Source organism: Bacillus sp. G1(2015b) (assembly GCF_001482475.1).
GTDB lineage: Bacteria > Bacillota > Bacilli > Bacillales > Bacillaceae > Bacillus > Bacillus safensis.
The window spans coordinates 87,205-105,845 of record NZ_LKIC01000005.1 but is presented as its reverse complement, the minus strand read 5'-3'; the positions used below and the strand labels follow the sequence as shown (position 1 = coordinate 105,845).

At 44.1% G+C, this 18,641-nt stretch carries 20 protein-coding genes and 2 riboswitches; all 20 genes read left to right on the top strand.

All coding sequences use genetic code 11. The features are described from left to right. Positions 1 to 53: 53 nt before the first annotated feature. The gene (locus tag AMR95_RS06170) at positions 54 to 959 is read left to right on the top strand and encodes a LysR family transcriptional regulator (RefSeq protein ID WP_058837853.1); all 906 of its coding nucleotides are present in this window, start codon (positions 54 to 56) and stop codon (positions 957 to 959) included. 107 nt (positions 960 to 1,066) lie between these two features. After that, a riboswitch (purine riboswitch) is annotated at positions 1,067 to 1,168 on the top strand. Between the two features lie 144 nt (positions 1,169 to 1,312). Next, on the top strand, positions 1,313 to 2,638 hold the full coding sequence (locus AMR95_RS06165) for an NCS2 family permease (RefSeq protein WP_034282847.1): 1,326 nt from the start codon (positions 1,313 to 1,315) through the stop codon (positions 2,636 to 2,638). Between the two features lie 207 nt (positions 2,639 to 2,845). Next, positions 2,846 to 3,007, top strand: a complete 162-nt coding sequence (locus tag AMR95_RS19215; protein ID WP_166644707.1) for a hypothetical protein — start codon at positions 2,846 to 2,848, stop codon at positions 3,005 to 3,007. Between the two features lie 11 nt (positions 3,008 to 3,018). Then, complete coding sequence (locus AMR95_RS06160) at positions 3,019 to 3,198, top strand: YezD family protein (protein ID WP_047202807.1); 180 nt, start codon at positions 3,019 to 3,021, stop codon at positions 3,196 to 3,198. Positions 3,199 to 3,418: 220 nt separating this feature from the next. Beyond that, entirely contained in the window at positions 3,419 to 4,210 is a 792-nt protein-coding gene (locus tag AMR95_RS06155; protein WP_058837852.1) for a hypothetical protein, read from the top strand. Positions 4,211 to 4,414: 204 nt separating this feature from the next. Continuing rightward, positions 4,415 to 4,969, top strand: coding sequence for a DUF2179 domain-containing protein (locus tag AMR95_RS06150; RefSeq protein ID WP_024424505.1), 555 nt, complete (start codon positions 4,415 to 4,417; stop codon positions 4,967 to 4,969). Beyond that, entirely contained in the window at positions 4,966 to 5,166 is a 201-nt protein-coding gene (locus tag AMR95_RS06145) for an NETI motif-containing protein (protein WP_012009137.1), read from the top strand. Before AMR95_RS06150 ends, AMR95_RS06145 begins: the two co-directional genes overlap by 4 nt. A gap of 79 nt (positions 5,167 to 5,245) precedes the next feature. Further along, a riboswitch (purine riboswitch) is annotated at positions 5,246 to 5,347 on the top strand. 169 nt (positions 5,348 to 5,516) lie between these two features. Further along, complete coding sequence (gene purE, locus AMR95_RS06140) at positions 5,517 to 6,005, top strand: 5-(carboxyamino)imidazole ribonucleotide mutase (RefSeq protein ID WP_039183007.1); 489 nt, start codon at positions 5,517 to 5,519, stop codon at positions 6,003 to 6,005. Next, complete coding sequence (gene purK / locus AMR95_RS06135) at positions 5,998 to 7,140, top strand: 5-(carboxyamino)imidazole ribonucleotide synthase (RefSeq protein WP_058837851.1); 1,143 nt, start codon at positions 5,998 to 6,000, stop codon at positions 7,138 to 7,140. Before purE ends, purK begins: the two co-directional genes overlap by 8 nt. Further along, positions 7,137 to 8,432: an adenylosuccinate lyase gene (gene purB / locus AMR95_RS06130; RefSeq protein ID WP_024426701.1), complete on the top strand. Its 1,296-nt coding sequence runs from the start codon at positions 7,137 to 7,139 to the stop codon at positions 8,430 to 8,432. Before purK ends, purB begins: the two co-directional genes overlap by 4 nt. Positions 8,433 to 8,504: 72 nt before the next feature. After that, complete coding sequence (gene purC, locus AMR95_RS06125) at positions 8,505 to 9,227, top strand: phosphoribosylaminoimidazolesuccinocarboxamide synthase (RefSeq protein WP_039176936.1); 723 nt, start codon at positions 8,505 to 8,507, stop codon at positions 9,225 to 9,227. Next, positions 9,220 to 9,474 carry a phosphoribosylformylglycinamidine synthase subunit PurS gene (purS, locus tag AMR95_RS06120; protein ID WP_003214349.1) on the top strand — a complete coding sequence of 85 codons (255 nt, stop codon included), beginning with the start codon at positions 9,220 to 9,222 and terminating at the stop codon, positions 9,472 to 9,474. The genes purC and purS overlap by 8 nt, the downstream gene beginning before the upstream one ends. Further along, a complete protein-coding gene (gene purQ, locus AMR95_RS06115) occupies positions 9,471 to 10,154 on the top strand; it encodes a phosphoribosylformylglycinamidine synthase subunit PurQ (RefSeq protein ID WP_024424510.1) in 684 nt (227 codons plus the stop codon). The genes purS and purQ overlap by 4 nt, the downstream gene beginning before the upstream one ends. Beyond that, on the top strand, positions 10,138 to 12,369 hold the full coding sequence (gene purL / locus AMR95_RS06110; protein WP_058837850.1) for a phosphoribosylformylglycinamidine synthase subunit PurL: 2,232 nt from the start codon (positions 10,138 to 10,140) through the stop codon (positions 12,367 to 12,369). The genes purQ and purL overlap by 17 nt, the downstream gene beginning before the upstream one ends. Further along, on the top strand, positions 12,345 to 13,775 hold the full coding sequence (purF, locus tag AMR95_RS06105; RefSeq protein ID WP_039183010.1) for an amidophosphoribosyltransferase: 1,431 nt from the start codon (positions 12,345 to 12,347) through the stop codon (positions 13,773 to 13,775). The genes purL and purF overlap by 25 nt, the downstream gene beginning before the upstream one ends. Before the next feature lie 96 nt (positions 13,776 to 13,871). After that, positions 13,872 to 14,912 carry a phosphoribosylformylglycinamidine cyclo-ligase gene (gene purM / locus AMR95_RS06100; protein ID WP_039176942.1) on the top strand — a complete coding sequence of 347 codons (1,041 nt, stop codon included), beginning with the start codon at positions 13,872 to 13,874 and terminating at the stop codon, positions 14,910 to 14,912. Beyond that, complete coding sequence (purN, locus tag AMR95_RS06095) at positions 14,909 to 15,478, top strand: phosphoribosylglycinamide formyltransferase (RefSeq protein WP_058837849.1); 570 nt, start codon at positions 14,909 to 14,911, stop codon at positions 15,476 to 15,478. Before purM ends, purN begins: the two co-directional genes overlap by 4 nt. Before the next feature lie 15 nt (positions 15,479 to 15,493). Further along, on the top strand, positions 15,494 to 17,032 hold the full coding sequence (gene purH, locus AMR95_RS06090) for a bifunctional phosphoribosylaminoimidazolecarboxamide formyltransferase/IMP cyclohydrolase (RefSeq protein WP_024426697.1): 1,539 nt from the start codon (positions 15,494 to 15,496) through the stop codon (positions 17,030 to 17,032). A 12-nt stretch (positions 17,033 to 17,044) separates the two neighbouring features. Further along, the gene (purD, locus tag AMR95_RS06085) at positions 17,045 to 18,319 is read left to right on the top strand and encodes a phosphoribosylamine--glycine ligase (RefSeq protein WP_058837848.1); all 1,275 of its coding nucleotides are present in this window, start codon (positions 17,045 to 17,047) and stop codon (positions 18,317 to 18,319) included. 111 nt (positions 18,320 to 18,430) lie between these two features. Further along, entirely contained in the window at positions 18,431 to 18,625 is a 195-nt protein-coding gene (locus tag AMR95_RS06080) for a hypothetical protein (RefSeq protein WP_058837847.1), read from the top strand. The last annotated feature ends 16 nt before the right edge of the window (positions 18,626 to 18,641 follow it).

Genomic DNA, 18,641 nt, shown 5'->3' with positions numbered 1-18,641 from the left:
ATGCTAACATAAGTAAAATTGATGTTTTTCATGAAGGAGATGAGTAAATACTCATGAGCTTTGTTCGTTTTGATATTATCGCAAAAGTGGTGGAACTTGGCAGTTTTACAGCAGCAGCTGAAGCATTAAATATGACGCAGTCAGCTGTTAGTCATGCAGTGGCGAATTTAGAGTCAGAGTGGGGTGTGTCTTTATTCATTCGCGACCGAAAAAAGGGCATTATGCTGACGGACATTGGTCAAACGCTTCTCCCGCATATTAGAGAAGTGTTAAATAGAGTGGAGAAAATTCAGCAAGAAATTGCGTTAACGAAAAATATTGAAACAGGCTTGATTCGTATCGGCACATTTGCCAGTGCCTCTGCTTGTTTATTGCCTAAACTGCTTGTGAGCTATCAGAAAAAGCATCCAAAAATCGAATTTAAATTCTATGAGGGAACGTATGAAGAAATATTGGAGTGGCTGGATTCTGGCATCATTGATGTTGGATTTGTTGTGAAAGGCCATGCGGATGAAGCCTTTGATTTACTGCCGCTTATCAAAGATGAAATGGTCGTCGCTTATCACCCAAATCATCGATATGAACAGCAGCCCATTGTAGATATAACGGATTTGGCGGGTGAACCATTTATTATGCCGACTGGCATGTATCAATCACATGTAGAGGATATTTTTTCGGAGGCGCAAATGAAGCCGGCTGTTTTATTTGAAGTTCATGATTGTACGACCATTGCTCGTATGGTAGGGGAAGGACTCGGCGTCACGATTGGTCCGGAGTTGTTTTTAAAAACGCAGCAGCTTGTGCATATTCGTCAGCTGAATGTCTCTCATCATCGTGAAGTTGCGCTCGCCTGTCCTTCACTCACCCAAGCTTCTCCGGCAGTGAAAGAGTTTTTCCGTGTAGCCGAAACAGTATTTGCCAAAAGAGAAGGATTAGGAGAAGGGTGTATAAAGAACTAGATGTGAATTTCCAAATTCGTGTAATAAGACGAATGAAGCGGACATTTCTTTGAAAAATGTTCGCTTTTCGTATTGTGTTTTAAAAATGAAGTTGGTACAATAGACACAGAAATCAAATAGATAGAAGTCGTATAATCGCGGGGATATGGCCCGCAAGTTTCTACCAAGCTACCGTAAATGGCTTGACTACGTCAATTCACACTCGTTTGATATAAATCATGCATTGTTCTTGTTTTATGTCACAGTCTGAATTCACATATGTAGTCAAGCGTCCCAAAATTGTTGGGGCGTTTTTTATTTGACTAGTGAATGGGGCAGGCTAAAGCAAAAGGACATGAAGGGAGTCAGTTGGCTTGAAACAGTTTTTTCAGTTTGATGAGTTAGGAACGAATTACCGCAGAGAAATCATCGGTGGTTTAACCACATTTTTGTCGATGGCTTACATTCTGTTTGTTAATCCGATCACACTTGCATTAGTGTCGGTACCGGATTTTCCAGATAAATTACGTATTGATCAGGGCGCTGTCTTTACAGCAACGGCATTAGCTTCTGCTGCAGGGTGTATCCTGATGGGATTGATCGCCAGGTATCCAATTGCGATTGCACCAGGTATGGGTCTGAATGCGTTCTTCGCCTTTTCGGTTGTGCTTGGCATGGGCATTAAATGGGAAGCAGCACTTTCGGGTGTGTTTGTTTCAGGATTGATTTTCGTAGCCCTTTCTTTAACAGGTTTCCGTGAAAAAATCATCAATGCCATTCCGGCTGAGCTGAAGCTGGCGGTTGGTGCAGGTATTGGTTTGTTCATTACGTTTGTTGGTCTTCAAGGCTCTGGCATTATCGCCAATAATGATAATACGCTCGTTTCGATTGGGAACATTCATAGTGGTCCTGTCTTGTTAACGGTGTTTGGTATCGTTGTGACGGTCATTTTAATGGTTCTTCGAGTGAATGCAGGTGTCTTCATTGGGATGCTTGTGACAGCTATTGCTGGGATGATCTTTGGTCTTGTGCCAGTACCATCTCAAATTGTGGGAAGTATTCCAAGCTTGTCTCCAACCTTTGGTCAAGCCTTGATTCACTTGCCAGAAATTTTCTCCATCCAAATGCTTGTCGTGATTTTGACGTTCCTATTCGTTGGGTTCTTTGATACAGCTGGTACACTTGTGGCTGTGGCAACACAGGCTGGTTTAATGAAAAATAATGAGCTGCCTCGTGCAGGAAGAGCACTGCTAGCGGATTCTTCTTCTATTGTTGTAGGTTCTGTTCTTGGGACATCTACAACGACATCTTATGTTGAATCTAGCTCAGGTGTTGCTGCTGGTGCACGTTCTGGTTTTGCAGCGGTCGTCACAGGCATTTTCTTCTTGCTTGCGATGTTCTTCTCACCACTTTTATCCATCGTTACATCGAATGTAACAGCACCTGCTTTAATCATTGTCGGTGCACTGATGGTCGCTCCGCTTGCAAAGATTGCATGGGATCGCTTTGAAATTGCGGTACCAGCGTTCTTAACGATGATTATGATGCCACTGACATACAGTATTGCAACAGGGATTGCGGTTGGCTTTATTTTCTACCCGATTACGATGATCTTTAAAGGGAAAGCGAAAGAAGTGCACCCAATTATGTACGGATTGTTTGTCATCTTTATTCTATATTTTGCTTTCTTAAATCATTAATTGAACATCTGAAACAGTAGCTCAAGGGGCTGCTGTTTTTTTGTTAAAAAAATCAAAACATAGTTGACTTATAGGAATTATGTGTTTATGATAAAAAGACATAATTCGCTGATTGGATCACCAAAGGCGCTTTGATTTCCTTTTTTAATAGAAGGTTTCAGGGTGCCTTTTTTTCTTGCAGACATTCAAAAGGGGAGGAGATGTCTTTTGTCACGCTGGCTTAGACAGGTGATTGAACGAAAAAAGCAGGTGCTGATTCAAAAGCTCCTTTTATGGGGGCATGAAGAAAAGCAGGAGGCGCTCATGCATTACACGATTCATGAGCTGGAAAATGAGGTTCTCTATTTAAAAGAGCGAAAACAAAAATAGGGGGATGAGCGATGGATGAACAAAAGCTGAATTATATTTTATCTGCCTTAAAAGGGATCGACTATGGATCAGTGGTCATCACCATTCATAATGGACATATTACACAGGTCGATACGACCAAAAAGACTCGGTTCCCCGCTCATCAGGAGAATCTCCGGGTTCAGCAAGGAAAGCGGAGTCACTATCGTTGACCATGAATTTCAACATTGATAAAAAGCTGATGGAGGCCGTCAGCTTTTTTGTTTTGTCTTATTTTCTCTCCATTTTAAAACCTCTGCTGGCTTTTATCCGTCTATTCGTATGAACGTCAAGGAATCTTGACTGAATAGAGAGACTCCGCTACTTTAAGAGGAGTCATCCGAACGGTTCATTCACTTGAACCTGTAAGGATTGGATAGGAGTTGATATGAGATGTTAGAGAAAGATCAAGATCAGGGGACATCTGAAAAGAAAAATGAAGAGTCATCAATAGATCAAGAAACAAGGCAATCCCGCCTCAGCCGCAGCGCTGCAAAACGTGGAAGAACCTCAAAATCAGCAGATGATGAGCTTTCAACCATCCAGCGTATGCTGCAAGGTGTAGGAGGCGCGTTTAAGCGCTATGGTTCATATGGACTGGCGATGTTAAAATCACCGAGCCAGGCCATCAATCAAGCGGAAACATTGCGTATGAAGTACGCCTGGATCTCGATTGTGTTATTCAGTGTGTTTTTTGCTTTAGGCAACTATGTTCAATTAAAGGCGTCAAAAACCCGTTTATTAGGCTTTGGCATTCATTATTCTTTTGGTGACGCCTTTTTGAGGGTTGCAGTCTTTACACTCATTGTGTTGACATTGATGATGCTCACTGTCTGGCTGCTCGGAAAATACATGCTAAAAGGAAACATATCACTGAAAGAAGTGATCATGAAGTTTGGTGCTGCGCTTGTGCCGGTGTTGGTTTTATCCATCCTTTGGCTTGTATTTGCCATGCTGAATATTCCATATGTGACCGTCATATTATCCGTGATGATGTTTGTCGGCCTTCAGTTGATTGCGGTCGTGCTCTTTCGCTCGATTCAATCGGAGCATGATGCCGAACGTGGAGATTTGATGTATGCGGGCTGGGTCTTTTTATTGGTTGAGCTTGTCATCATTGCGCTGCTCTGGGGCATAGTCGGGGAGTATTTGATTCCATCACTGGTTCCTGTTCGATTCGGATAAAACACACTGAAAACCTCCTTTTTTGAAAAAGGGGGTTTTCATGTTGAGAAGAGAAAAAAACGGGTAAACTCTTGGTAACAAACACCACCCTTGTTGTCGAAAGATATATGTGTTTTGATCGCGTAAATTTGATTGTATCAAGGTATGTTCTCTAGTAGAATATGGGGTGCTTTATTTGATTTTTTAGTGCAGGGGGTTCGAATCGTGCTTCAACAACTTTTATCCAATGCGTTCACCATGGTTTTAATCATTTTAGTGATTAATATTGTCTATGTTTCTTTTTCCACCATGCGTTTGATTTTAACAATGAAAGGCAGACGGTACGCAGCTGCTTTTGCGGGTACGATCGAAATGCTCATTTATGTCATTGGGTTAAGTATCGTTCTAGATAACTTAGATCAAATACAAAATGTCATTGCGTATGCCCTAGGTTATGGAATGGGGATCATTGTCGGGATGAAAATTGAAGAGAAGCTGGCACTTGGCTACACAACTGTTAACGTGATCACAAAAGAATTGGATGTCGATCTCCCAAGACAATTGAGAGAAAAAGGATATGGTGTCACCAGCTGGGTAGCAGGCGGTCTTGAAGGAGACCGGACAGCATTGCAAATTTTAACACCGAGAAAATATGAACTGCAATTATATGAAACGATTAAGACGCTGGATTCAAAAGCGTTTATCATTTCATATGAGCCCAAATCGATTCACGGCGGCTTCTGGGTGAAGGCTGTGAAGAAAAGGAGAATTAAAGAATGACCGCAAAACCAAAGAAGAAAAAATTCTATGTGGAAGACAACATGACGATTGATCAAGTGTTGTCCCAGATGGCGGCGGAAGGCTACTCGCCTGTCAGACGAATGGAGGAGCCAATTTTTCAAGAAAAGAAGGAAAATGGGTCGATTCAGATCATTCCGATTGGGAAAAAAATCGTATTTGAAGGAAAAATAGTCTAAATCCGAACATTAAAACGACGACTTCATAGATTGTTCGATAAATCCGTTGACATCATGAACATCCGTTGTTAAGATAAACATGAAATCAAAACACGAGCCTCATATAATCTTGGGAATATGGCCCATAAGTTTCTACCCAGTTACCGTAAATGACTGGACTATGCAGGATAGTGAACAAAACTGACATGGCAATTCAAAAGCGAACAGCGCTTACCATGGCCCGGTTTGTGTTGCTTCCTAACAATGCAATGCAAATCGGGCCTTTTTGTTCGGCGTTTGACAAGCTGCTTAGGTTTGGGAAGCGTGTCAAACGATACAAAATCGAATATCAGCTTAAAGGTGGGGACAAAATGAAGCCGCTTGTAGGTGTCATCATGGGAAGTACATCTGATTGGGAAACAATGAAAAATGCGTGCGACATCTTAGAGGAATTAAACATTCCGTATGAAAAACAGGTAGTATCCGCACACCGGACACCTGACTTGATGTTTGAATATGCGACTGAAGCAAGAGGTAAAGGACTAAAGGTCATCATTGCCGGTGCTGGAGGCGCAGCACATTTACCGGGAATGGTCGCAGCAAAAACGACACTGCCGGTCATTGGTGTGCCTGTACAATCAAAAGCACTAAACGGGCTGGATTCCTTATTATCCATCGTTCAAATGCCAGGCGGTGTACCAGTTGCTACAGTAGCAATTGGCAAAGCAGGTGCAACAAATGCAGGCCTTCTTGCCGCACAAATGATTTCAGCATTTGATGAAACAATCGCAGCTCGCCTTGAAGAAAGAAGAGAGCAGACAAAACAGACTGTACTAGAAAGCAGTGATCAGCTTGGCTAAGCAGACCATTTTTCCAAACGCAACCATCGGTATCATTGGCGGCGGACAGCTTGGCAGATATATGGCTGTCAGCGCAAAGCAAATGGGGTACCGGGCAGCAGTTCTAGACCCGGTCACACAATCTCCTTGCGGACAGGTTGCCGATACAGAAATCACAGCCGCATATAGTGATCTTGAAGCGATTCGAAAGCTGGCAGAAATCAGCGATGTGGTGACTTATGAGTTTGAAAATATCGATTATGATGCACTGAATCAGCTGAAGGAAGAAGCCTATTTACCACAAGGAAGCGACCTTCTTCTTTTAACTCAAAATCGTGAGACCGAGAAAAAAGGGATTGTAGACGCAGGCTGTGAAGTAGCACCTTACCGCATCATTCATGATGAAAAAGAGCTGGAAGATGCCGTGAACGCGCTCGGTTTGCCAGCCGTGCTGAAAACATGCAGAGGCGGCTACGACGGAAAAGGACAGTACGTCATCAAAGAAAAAGGACAGCTTCAGGAAGCAGCTGCACTTCTCACACATGGAACTTGTATTTTAGAAAGCTGGGTTCCATTCCAAATGGAGCTTTCGGTGATCGTCACTCGTTCTGTTCATGGAGAGATCGCAGTATTCCCAGTCGCTGAGAACATTCATAAGCATAATATTTTGTTCCAAAGCATTTTACCTGCAAGGGTAGAGAACCGCATTCAGGAGAAGGCGAAAGAACTGGCAACAACACTGGCTGAAAAGCTAGGGCTGGTTGGTACCCTTGCTGTAGAACTGTTCCTGACAAATGACGGAAAGCTGCTCGTCAATGAACTGGCACCACGCCCGCATAATTCTGGTCATTATACGCTCGATTTATGTGAGACAAGTCAGTTTGAACAGCACGTCCGCGCTATATGTGGTCTACCGCTTGGCGGTACAGCCCTTTTATCAGAGGGAATGATGGTGAATTTATTAGGCGATGAAGTGGACATTCCAAAAGAGCATCCTGAGCTTCTCAAAGAAGCGAAGCTTTATCTATATGGAAAGCATGAAGTAAAAGCCGGCCGCAAAATGGGGCATATGACGTTTATGAAACAGCTCGATGATGAATGGATGACAAACATCACAAAGATATGGACTGAAAGAGATGGAGGAAACGGGAAATGATCGAACGTTACGCACGACCAGAAATGTCAGCAATCTGGACAGAGGAAAACAAATTTAATGCATGGCTTGAAGTAGAAATTCTCGCTTGTGAAGCTTGGGCAGAGCTTGGCGTCATTCCGAAAGAAGACGTTGTGACAATGCGCAAAAATGCAAGCTTTGATATTGGACGTATTCTGGAGATTGAACAAGACACGCGCCACGACGTGGTTGCCTTTACGCGTGCTGTATCTGAATCTCTAGGAGAGGAAAGAAAGTGGGTTCATTACGGATTAACATCGACAGACGTAGTGGATACGGCGCTTTCATATCTATTAAAACAGGCGAATGATATCTTGCTCAAGGACATTGAGAGATTTGTTGACATACTAAAAGAAAAAGCAAAAGAGCACAAATATACCGTCATGATGGGCCGTACACACGGTGTACACGCTGAACCGACAACATTTGGCCTGAAGCTTGGACTTTGGTACGAAGAAATGAAGCGTAACCTAGAACGTTTTAAACAAGCAAAAGCTGGCATTGAATACGGCAAAATCTCTGGAGCTGTTGGCACATATGCGAACATCGACCCGTTTGTTGAGCAATATGTATGTGAGAAACTTGGCATCAAAGCTGCACCAATTTCAACCCAAACCTTGCAGCGTGACCGCCATGCAGATTACATGGCTACTCTTGCTTTAGTGGCAACGAGCATTGAGAAATTTGCTGTTGAAATCCGTGGTCTTCAAAAGAGTGAAACACGTGAAGTAGAAGAGTTCTTTGCGAAAGGACAAAAAGGATCATCAGCGATGCCGCATAAGCGTAACCCAATCGGTTCTGAGAATATGACGGGAATTGCCCGCGTGATCCGAGGATATATGCTGACAGCTTATGAAAATGTACCGCTTTGGCACGAGCGTGATATTTCTCATTCATCTGCTGAGCGTATCATTTTACCAGATGCTACGATTGCACTGAACTATATGCTCAACCGTTTCTCAAACATCGTGAAAAACTTGACGGTCTTCCCAGAGAACATGAAACGCAACATGGACCGCACACTTGGCTTAATTTACTCACAGCGCGTTCTTCTTGCCTTAATCGATACAGGCATGGCACGTGAAGAGGCATATGACACGGTTCAGCCAAAGGCAATGGAAGCGTGGGAGAAGCAAGTGCCGTTCCGTTCATTAGTAGAAGCAGAAGAAAAAATCACGTCACGTTTAACACCTGAACAAATCGCTGACTGCTTCGATTACAACTATCATTTGAAAAATGTCGATATGATTTTCGAACGTCTAGGTCTTGCGTAAGAAATGGGCCGCCTGCTCGCCAGGCGCCCAATCCTGAAAATTGCCAACATTCAAATTAGGAGGCCAACCTGAATGACTGTGAAACAAGAACTTCTCTACGAAGGCAAAGCGAAAAGAATTTATCAGACCGATGACGAGCATATTTTATATGTTGAATATAAAGACTCAGCTACAGCATTTAACGGCGAAAAGAAAGCTGAAATCGAAGGCAAAGGCAGACTGAACAACGAGATTTCAAGCTTAATCTTTCAAATGCTGCATGAGAAAGGAGTCAACAATCACTTTGTGAAACGCCTTTCTGAAACAGAGCAGCTCATTCAAAAGGTGCAGATTGTTCCGCTTGAAGTGGTTGTACGAAATGTAGTGGCAGGCAGTATGTCAAAACGCCTCGGCATTCCAGAGGGAACGAAACTGGACACACCTTTGATTGAGTTTTACTACAAAGATGATGCACTCGGCGATCCGCTCATTACAGAAGATCATATTCGCATTTTACATGCAGCCACACCTGAACAGGTAGAGGAAATGAAACAGATCACAAGACAAGTGAATGAAGAATTAAAGCAAATCTTCTCAGACTGTCATGTGAATTTAATTGATTTCAAGCTTGAATTCGGAATAGATCACGAGAATCGTATTTTGCTAGCTGATGAGATTTCACCTGATACGTGCAGGCTTTGGGACAAAGATACAAACGAAAAGCTTGATAAAGACGTGTTCAGACGAAACCTGGGCGGCTTAACGAATGCATACGAAGAAATTTTCAAAAGACTTGGAGGCCATAAACATGTATAAAGTGAAAATTTTTGTCAGCTTAAAAGAGAGCGTTCTTGATCCACAAGGCAGTGCCGTGCAGCATGCTTTGCACAGCATGTCTTATCAGGAAGTAAAGGATGTCCGTATCGGGAAATACATGGAGCTTGTCATTGAAAAATCAGATCGTGATTTAGACACAGTCGTCAAAGAAATGTGCGAAAAATTACTTGCCAACACGGTGATTGAAGATTACCGCTATGAGGTGGAGGAGGTTGTCGCACAGTGAAGTTTGCAGTGATCGTCTTGCCTGGCTCTAACTGTGATATCGATATGTACCATGCGATTCAAGATGAGCTGGGTGAACAAGTTGAATATGTATGGCACGACGAAACGAGTCTTGACGGTTTTGACGGTGTACTCGTACCAGGCGGTTTCTCCTATGGGGATTACTTAAGATGTGGTGCGATCGCTCGCTTCTCAAACATCATGCCGGCGGTGAAGAAAGCAGCTGAGGAAGGAAAACCTGTTCTTGGTGTTTGCAACGGGTTCCAAATTCTTCAGGAGCTTGGCATTCTTCCGGGTGCGATGAGACGAAATAAAGACTTGAAATTTATCTGTCGACCAGTTGAACTCATTGTAGAAAACAACGAAACGCAATTTACAAGCGGTTATCAAAAAGGCGAATCCATTACGATTCCTGTAGCGCACGGTGAAGGCAACTTCTACTGTGATGAAGATACTTTAGCGAAGCTCATTGAACGCGGCCAAATCGCTTTCACTTACGGAGACGATATTAACGGCAGTGTGAATCGAATTGCAGGTGTAACGAATGAAGAGGGCAATGTACTCGGCATGATGCCGCACCCTGAGCGCGCGGTTGATTCATTACTAGGCAGCGCAGACGGACTTAAATTGTTTCAATCTATCGTGAAAAATTGGAGGGACACTCATGTCACTACTGCTTGAACCAAGTCACAAGCAAATTAAAGAAGAGAAATTGTATCAGCAAATGGGATTGAGTGATGAAGAATTCGCTTTAATAGAATCCATTATTGGCAGGCTGCCAAACTACACAGAAACGGGCATTTTTTCTGTCATGTGGTCAGAGCATTGCAGTTATAAAAACTCAAAGCCTGTTTTAAGCAAATTCCCGACAAAAGGAGAGCACGTTCTTCAAGGTCCTGGGGAAGGCGCTGGAATCGTTGATATTGGAGACAACCAAGCGGTTGTATTTAAAATCGAATCACATAACCATCCATCTGCGATTGAACCGTATCAAGGAGCGGCGACAGGTGTCGGCGGAATTATCCGTGATGTATTCTCCATGGGGGCGCGTCCAATTGCTGTATTAAACTCTCTTCGTTTTGGTGAACTGACTTCACCGCGCGTGAAGTACTTGTTTGAAGAAGTAGTGGCAGGGATCGCAGGCTATGGAAACTGTATCGGAATTCCAACAGTCGGCGGAGAGGTTCATTTCGATCAAAGCTATGAAGGCAACCCGCTCGTGAATGCAATGTGTGTTGGACTAATCAACCATGAGGACATTAAAAAAGGGCAGGCCAAAGGTGTTGGCAACACGGTCATGTATGTTGGTGCCAAAACGGGACGTGACGGAATTCACGGTGCAACATTTGCATCTGAGGAATTTTCTGATGAATCAGAAGAAAAACGCTCAGCTGTTCAAGTCGGTGATCCGTTCATGGAAAAACTGCTGCTTGAAGCGTGCCTTGAAGTCATCAAAAACGATGCACTCGTTGGGATTCAGGATATGGGAGCGGCTGGCTTAACAAGCTCAAGTGCGGAAATGGCGAGTAAAGCAGGTTCTGGTATCGAGATGAATCTAGATCTCATCCCGCAGCGTGAAACAGGCATGTCAGCATACGAAATGATGCTGTCTGAATCTCAAGAGAGAATGCTTCTGGTCATTGAAAAAGGCCGTGAACAAGAAATCATTGATATTTTTGAAAAATACGATCTTGAAGCAGTATCAGTCGGTCATGTGACAGACGATAAAATGCTTCGTTTACTCCATCAAGGTGAAGTGGTATGTGAGCTTCCTGTTGACGCTCTTGCAGAAGAAGCGCCGGTTTATCACAAACCGTCAAGTGAGCCTGCCTACTACCGTGAGTTTTTAGAAACAAAAGTTGAAGCACCTGCTATCACAGATGCAGCTGACACGTTAAAGCAGCTCCTTCAGCAGCCAACAATTGCAAGTAAAGAATGGGTCTATGATCAATATGACTACATGGTTCGGACAAATACAGTCGTTGCACCAGGCTCTGATGCGGGCGTTTTAAGAATCCGTGGAACGAAAAAAGCCCTTGCGATGACAACCGATTGTAACGCACGTTATCTGTACCTTGATCCAGAGGTCGGCGGGAAAATCGCAGTCGCAGAAGCAGCACGTAACATTGTGTGCTCAGGCGCTCGTCCACTTGCAGTAACAGATAACTTAAACTTCGGTAACCCAGAAAAACCAGAAATTTTCTGGCAAATTGAAAAATCTGCTGACGGTATTAGCGAAGCGTGCCGCAAGCTAAGCACACCAGTTATCGGTGGTAACGTCTCTTTATATAACGAATCAAATGGAACAGCCATTTACCCAACACCAGTCATTGGGATGGTTGGTTTGGTTGAAGATACAGCTCATATTACGACGCAGTCGTTCCAGCAGGCTGGCGATGTAATTTTCGTGATTGGTGAGACGAAGGAAGAATTCGCAGGCAGTGAGCTACAAAAGATGACAGAAGGCCGTATTTACGGAAAAGCACCGGAAATTGATTTGGATGTAGAGCTCACGCGTCAGGAAGCCCTTCTTGCTGCGATTCAAAACGGACTTGTTCAATCAGCACACGATGTGTCTGAAGGCGGTCTTGGTGTCGCACTTGCTGAAAGTACATTTGGAACAGACGGTCTTGGCGCTCAAATCCAAATGGATTTAAACAGCGAAGCTTCATTATTTAGTGAAACACAGTCACGCTTTGTTGTCACAGTGAAGCCAGAGCACCGCGAAGCATTTGCTGCGGCTGTCAAAGATGCGAAAGAAGTTGGAACGGTCACAAATGATGGTGTATTCACCGTCAAAAATCAAGAAGGACAACAATGGATTCATGCAGCGGTCAACGAACTTGAACTTGCATGGAAAGGAGCGATCCCATGCTTGCTGAAATCAGAGGCTTAAACGAAGAGTGTGGCGTCTTTGGGGTTTGGGGACACGAAGAAGCCCCGCAAATCACATATTACGGATTGCATAGTCTTCAGCACCGAGGACAAGAAGGTGCGGGAATCATTGCAACAGATGGTGAAAACCTGACGGCACATAAAGGCCTTGGACTGATTACGGAAGTCTTTCAAAACGGTGAGCTAAAGGATTTGAAAGGAAAAGGTGCAATCGGACACGTTCGGTATGCGACAGCAGGCGGAGGCGGCTTTGAAAATGTGCAGCCCCTCTTCTTCCGCTCGCAAAACAACGGCAGTCTTGCTCTTGCTCATAATGGGAACTTAGTGAATGCAACGCAATTAAAGCAGCAGCTAGAGAACCAGGGGAGTATATTTCAGACATCTTCTGACACTGAAGTGCTCGCTCATTTAATTAAGCGCAGCGGCTATATTGAATTGAAAGAGCAGATCAAAAATGCCCTGTCCATGCTTAAAGGAGCATATGCTTTCTTAATTATGACGGAAACTGAAATGATTGTGGCACTTGATCCGAACGGCTTACGTCCGCTTTCACTTGGTATGCTGGGGGACGCTTATGTCGTTGCTTCTGAAACATGTGCATTTGACGTTGTCGGCGCCACGTATTTACGAGATGTGGAGCCTGGCGAAATGCTGATCATTAATGATGAAGGCCTCAAATCTGAGCGCTTCTCCATGAATATTAACCGCAGCATGTGCAGCATGGAATACATTTATTTCTCAAGACCTGACAGCAATATCAATGGCATCAACGTGCATAGTGCGAGAAAGAACCTTGGCAAAAAGCTTGCTGAGGAAGCGCATGTCGAAGCAGATGTTGTGACAGGTGTACCAGATTCGAGTATTTCTGCAGCGATTGGATATGCCGAAGCAACAGGTATTCCATATGAGCTCGGTTTAATTAAAAACCGTTATGTCGGCAGAACCTTTATCCAGCCGTCTCAAGCACTGCGTGAGCAGGGCGTGCGCATGAAGTTGTCTGCTGTGCGCGGGGTCGTCGAAGGAAAGCGTGTCGTGATGGTGGATGATTCCATCGTACGCGGAACAACAAGCCGCCGCATTGTGACGATGCTAAGAGAAGCGGGTGCGACGGAAGTCCATGTCCGCATTAGTTCACCGCCAATTGCACATCCGTGTTTTTATGGAATTGATACGTCCACACATGAAGAGCTGATTGCTTCTTCTCATTCAGTGGAAGAAATTAGACAGGAAATCGGTGCAGACTCCATTGCATTTTTATCTGTAGACGGTTTAATGGACGGGATTGGCAGAAAGTATGATGATCCGCAGCGCGGTCAATGCTTAGCATGCTTTACTGGGAAATACCCGACTGAAATTTATGAAGATACTGTTCTTCCGCATGTGAAGGAAACAGCACTGACGAAATAATCGAATAAAGGAGCAGCAGTCAAGATGATTTGATATGCTGCTCTTTCATTCTGCTGAAAATAAATGGAAGAGAAGCAGCTAAAAGGAGTGAATGGGATGTCAGAAGCATATAAAAACGCCGGTGTCGACATCGAAGCAGGATACGAAGCCGTCAAACGAATGAAAACACACGTAGAACGTACAAAAAGAGCAGGCGTCATGGGTGCTCTAGGTGGATTTGGCGGTATGTTTGATTTATCTGAGCTGCCATATAAAAAGCCCGTTCTTGTTTCAGGAACAGATGGTGTCGGAACAAAATTAAAGCTTGCCTTTTTAATGGATCAACACGATACGATCGGCGTCGATGCCGTGGCAATGTGTGTCAACGATGTGCTTGCACAAGGGGCAGAACCGCTCTTTTTCTTAGATTACTTAGCAGTCGGGAAAGCAGATCCTTTGAAAATTGAATCCATTGTTAAAGGTGTGGCTGACGGCTGTGAGCAGTCTGGTTCAGCGCTTGTCGGCGGCGAAACAGCAGAAATGCCGGGTCTTTATACAGAAGATGAATATGATATTGCTGGTTTTTCAGTAGGCGTCGTTGAAAAGGATGAAATCGTGACAGGAGAGAGCATCAAAGAGGGGCACTTGCTGATTGGACTCAGCTCAAGTGGAATTCATAGCAATGGGTACTCTCTCGTTCGTAAAGTATTGCTTGAAGACGCTGGTCTTGACCTTCATCAGACGTATGAACCTTTTACAAGGCCGCTTGGAGAAGAGCTTCTTGAACCGACTAAAATTTATGTAAAGCCTGTTCTTAAACAAGTGAAAGCCGGTAAGGTTGACGGTATGGCACATGTGACAGGCGGCGGTTTTATTGAAAATTTACCACGTATGCTACCTGAAGGGCTTGGCGTTGAGATTGATAACGGCTCATGGCCAGTACCGCCAATTTTCTCCTTTATTCAAGAAAAAGGACAGTTAAAGGCTGAAGAAATGTTCAATGTGTTTAATATGGGCATTGGTTTTGTCTTAGCCGTAAAAGAAGATGACCTTGTCGAAGTGATCAGAGGACTTGAAGAAGACGGAGAGAAAGCTTTTCTCATCGGCCGTGTTCAAAAAGGAGAAGGTGTCACATTCGGCGGTGGAAGCCTCTCATGAAGAAGTTTGCGATCTTCGCCTCTGGAAGCGGGACGAATTTTCAAGCCATTATTGATACATTAAAAAAGGAACAGTGGCAGGCAGAGGCCGCCATTGTGATTTGTGATAAACCGGGGGCAAAGGTGCTGGACCGTGCTGAGAAAGAGGGCATTCCCTCCTTTGCATTTACCCCGAAGGCTTTTCCGAATAAAGCCGCTTTTGAACAAACGATCATTGAACAGCTTAGGCTGCATGAAGTGGAATGGGTTTTCCTTGCTGGGTATATGAGACTGATTGGTCCGACATTACTTGAAGCATTCAGAGGGAAAATTGTTAATATCCATCCGTCCTTGCTGCCAGCCTTCCCAGGGCTTGATGCTATTGGTCAAGCCTATCAAGCAGGCGTCAAAGTGGCAGGCATCACTGTCCATTTTGTCGATGAAGGCATGGATACGGGTCCGATCATTGACCAAGCGTCGATTTACATCGAACAAGGGGAAGAGCTTGAATCGATTGAAAAAAGAATGCATGAACTAGAACACACACTATATCCAAAAGTGATCAAATCACTTTTAGAATTATCTTAATGAGGTGACGAAGGCATGACGATCAAACGCGCATTAATCAGTGTTTCCGATAAAACGAATCTTGTACCTTTTGTGAAAGAATTAACAGAACTTGGTGTTGAAGTGATTTCAACTGGAGGTACACACAAGCTTCTACAAGAGAACGGTATTGATGTCATTGGGATTTCAGAAGTCACTGGATTCCCTGAAATCATGGACGGACGACTCAAAACACTTCACCCGAACATTCATGGCGGACTTTTAGCAGTGAGAGAAAACGATGAGCATATGGCACAGATTGAAAAGCATGGTATTCAGCCGATTGATCTAGTTGTCGTGAATCTCTATCCATTCAAAGAGACGATCTCAAAAGACGATGTGACATATGAAGAAGCGATTGAAAACATTGATATTGGCGGACCGGGAATGCTTCGTGCAGCATCAAAAAACCACCAAGACGTCACAGTGATTGTCGATCCTCGTGATTATGATACAGTCATTCAGCAAATCAAAGAAGGCGGCGTGTCACTAGAGAAAAAGCGTGAGCTCGCTGCAAAGGTATTCCGTCATACGGCTGCATACGATGCTCTGATTGCGGATTACTTAACAAACTTTGTCGGCGAAACAGAGCCAGAACAATTCACTGTCACGTTTGAGAAAAAACAATCCCTTCGTTACGGAGAAAACCCGCACCAAGCGGCGACTTTCTATGAAAATGCTCTTCCAGCGAAAGGTTCGTTGGCTACTGCAAAGCAATTACATGGAAAAGAGCTTTCCTATAACAATATTAAAGATGCAGATGCAGCACTCCAAATTGTACGAGAATTCACGGAGCCGGCCGCTGTTGCTGTGAAGCATATGAACCCGTGCGGCGTTGGTACAGGAGAAACGATTGCAGAAGCATTTGACCGAGCGTTCAAGGCAGACGAAACTTCTATTTTTGGCGGCATTGTGGCACTTAACCGTGAAGTAGACAAACAAACGGCTGACGTACTGCATACGATTTTCTTAGAAATTGTCATCGCTCCTTCGTTCAGCCAAGAAGCACTTGACGTGTTAACGGCGAAAAAGAACCTTCGTCTATTAACATTAGATGTAGAAGCGGATCTCGGAAAAAAAGAAAAACAGCTGACAAGTGTCCATGGCGGATTGCTTGTTCAGGATATTGATACGTATGGCTTAGAGGAAGCAACGATCTCTATTCCAACGAAAAGAGAACCAACAGAAGACGAATGGAAAGACTTAAAACTTGCTTGGAAAGTGGTCAAGCATGTGAAATCAAATGCCATTGTTCTTGCGAAAGATCAAATGACAGCAGGGATCGGTGCTGGTCAAATGAACCGTGTTGGCTCAGCGAACATTGCGATTGAGCAAGCAGGTGAAAAGGCAAAAGGAAGCGCACTAGGCTCTGATGCGTTCTTCCCAATGGGCGATACAGTGGAAGCTGCTGCAAAGGCAGGCGTCACAGCGATCATTCAGCCAGGCGGATCTATTCGTGATGAAGAATCGATTCAAAAGGCAGATGAATACGGCATCGCCATGGTCTTCACTGGCGTTAGACATTTCAAACATTAAGGGGATGACAGAGTGAACGTACTAATTATCGGCAGAGGCGGAAGAGAGCATACCATCGCATGGAAAGTGAATCAAAGTGAACTTGTCAGCCAAGTATTTGTCGCACCCGGCAATGATGGAATGACAGATGCTGCGAAGCTTGTACCAATTGACGAAGGCGATCATGAGGCATTAATTCGTTTTGCAAAAGAAAACGAAATCGGCTTAACCATTGTCGGTCCAGAGGTTCCTTTAATCGCAGGTGTCGTTGATGCATTTGAAGAAGCAGGTCTAAAAGTATTTGGACCGAATGCAAAAGCTGCGGTCATTGAAGGCTCAAAGGAATTTGCAAAAGACTTAATGAAAAATTATGATATCCCAACAGCCGCTTATGCTACCTTCACATCGTTTGAAGAAGCAAAAGCGTATGTGGAAGAAAAGGGTGCGCCGATTGTCATTAAAGCAGACGGTCTCGCCGCAGGAAAAGGTGTGACAGTCGCGATGACACTCGAAGAGGCGATCGATTGTCTGCATGATTTCTTAGAGGATGAAAAGTTTGGCGATGCAAGTGCATCTGTCGTCATCGAAGAATTTTTAACAGGCGAAGAATTTTCACTCATGGCCTTTGTCAACGGAGAAAAGGTGTACCCGATGGTGATTGCGCAGGATCACAAACGGGCCTTTGAAGATGACAAAGGGCCGAATACAGGCGGAATGGGCGCTTATTCACCAGTTCCGCAAATTTCAGATGAAGTGGTTCAGAAAGCGGTGGAGGACGTCGTCAAACCGGCAGCTCGCGCAATGGTGCAGGAAGGGCGTCCATTTACAGGCATTTTATATGCTGGCTTAATGCTGACACCAGAAGGCTCAAAGGTGATTGAATTCAATGCACGCTTTGGCGACCCTGAAACGCAAGTGGTTCTCCCTCGTCTACAATCAGATCTAGTTCAAGTATTTCTCGATATTCTTGATGGAAAAGATGTGGACTTACAGTGGAAAGACACTGCGGCTGTCAGTGTGGTTCTTGCATCAGAAGGATACCCAGAAGACTATGCAAAAGGCACACCAATCGGTACCTTGCAAACGACTGTCTCTGATGTCGTGACCTTCCACGCAGGAACAAAAATAGAAAACAATCAATTCGTCACAAATGGCGGACGTGTAGCGAATGTGACCGCATTTGACGACACATTTGAAGCGGCAAGATCAAGAGTGTATGAGGCGGTTGAAGAAATCATACAGCCAGGTCTATTTTATCGCTGTGACATCGGTGCCCGTGCGCTGAAGGCTGCGGGGAAAAACGTTTAATCAAAACACCTTTCTATCTGACGAGATGGAAAGGTGTTTTTTGTTCATGAGAAGGGATGATGCTCGAATATGAAGAAGTAATATGGGATGACGAATTTATGAGGAGGCAGCATGGTCATTCAAGGAATCATTCTATTTGCCATCGTTCTACTTATTTTATTTATACTGTTCTCAAATCTCATCATGTATGAAGCGAGAAAGCAAAACAAAGCCAAAAAAGGCTCAGCCTTTAGGTATATGATCATGTCGATTTTTTCTGGTATCGTCATTGTTTCATGTTCCATTTGGATTTTTTTTATTAGCTGATTTATAAGAGAGGATG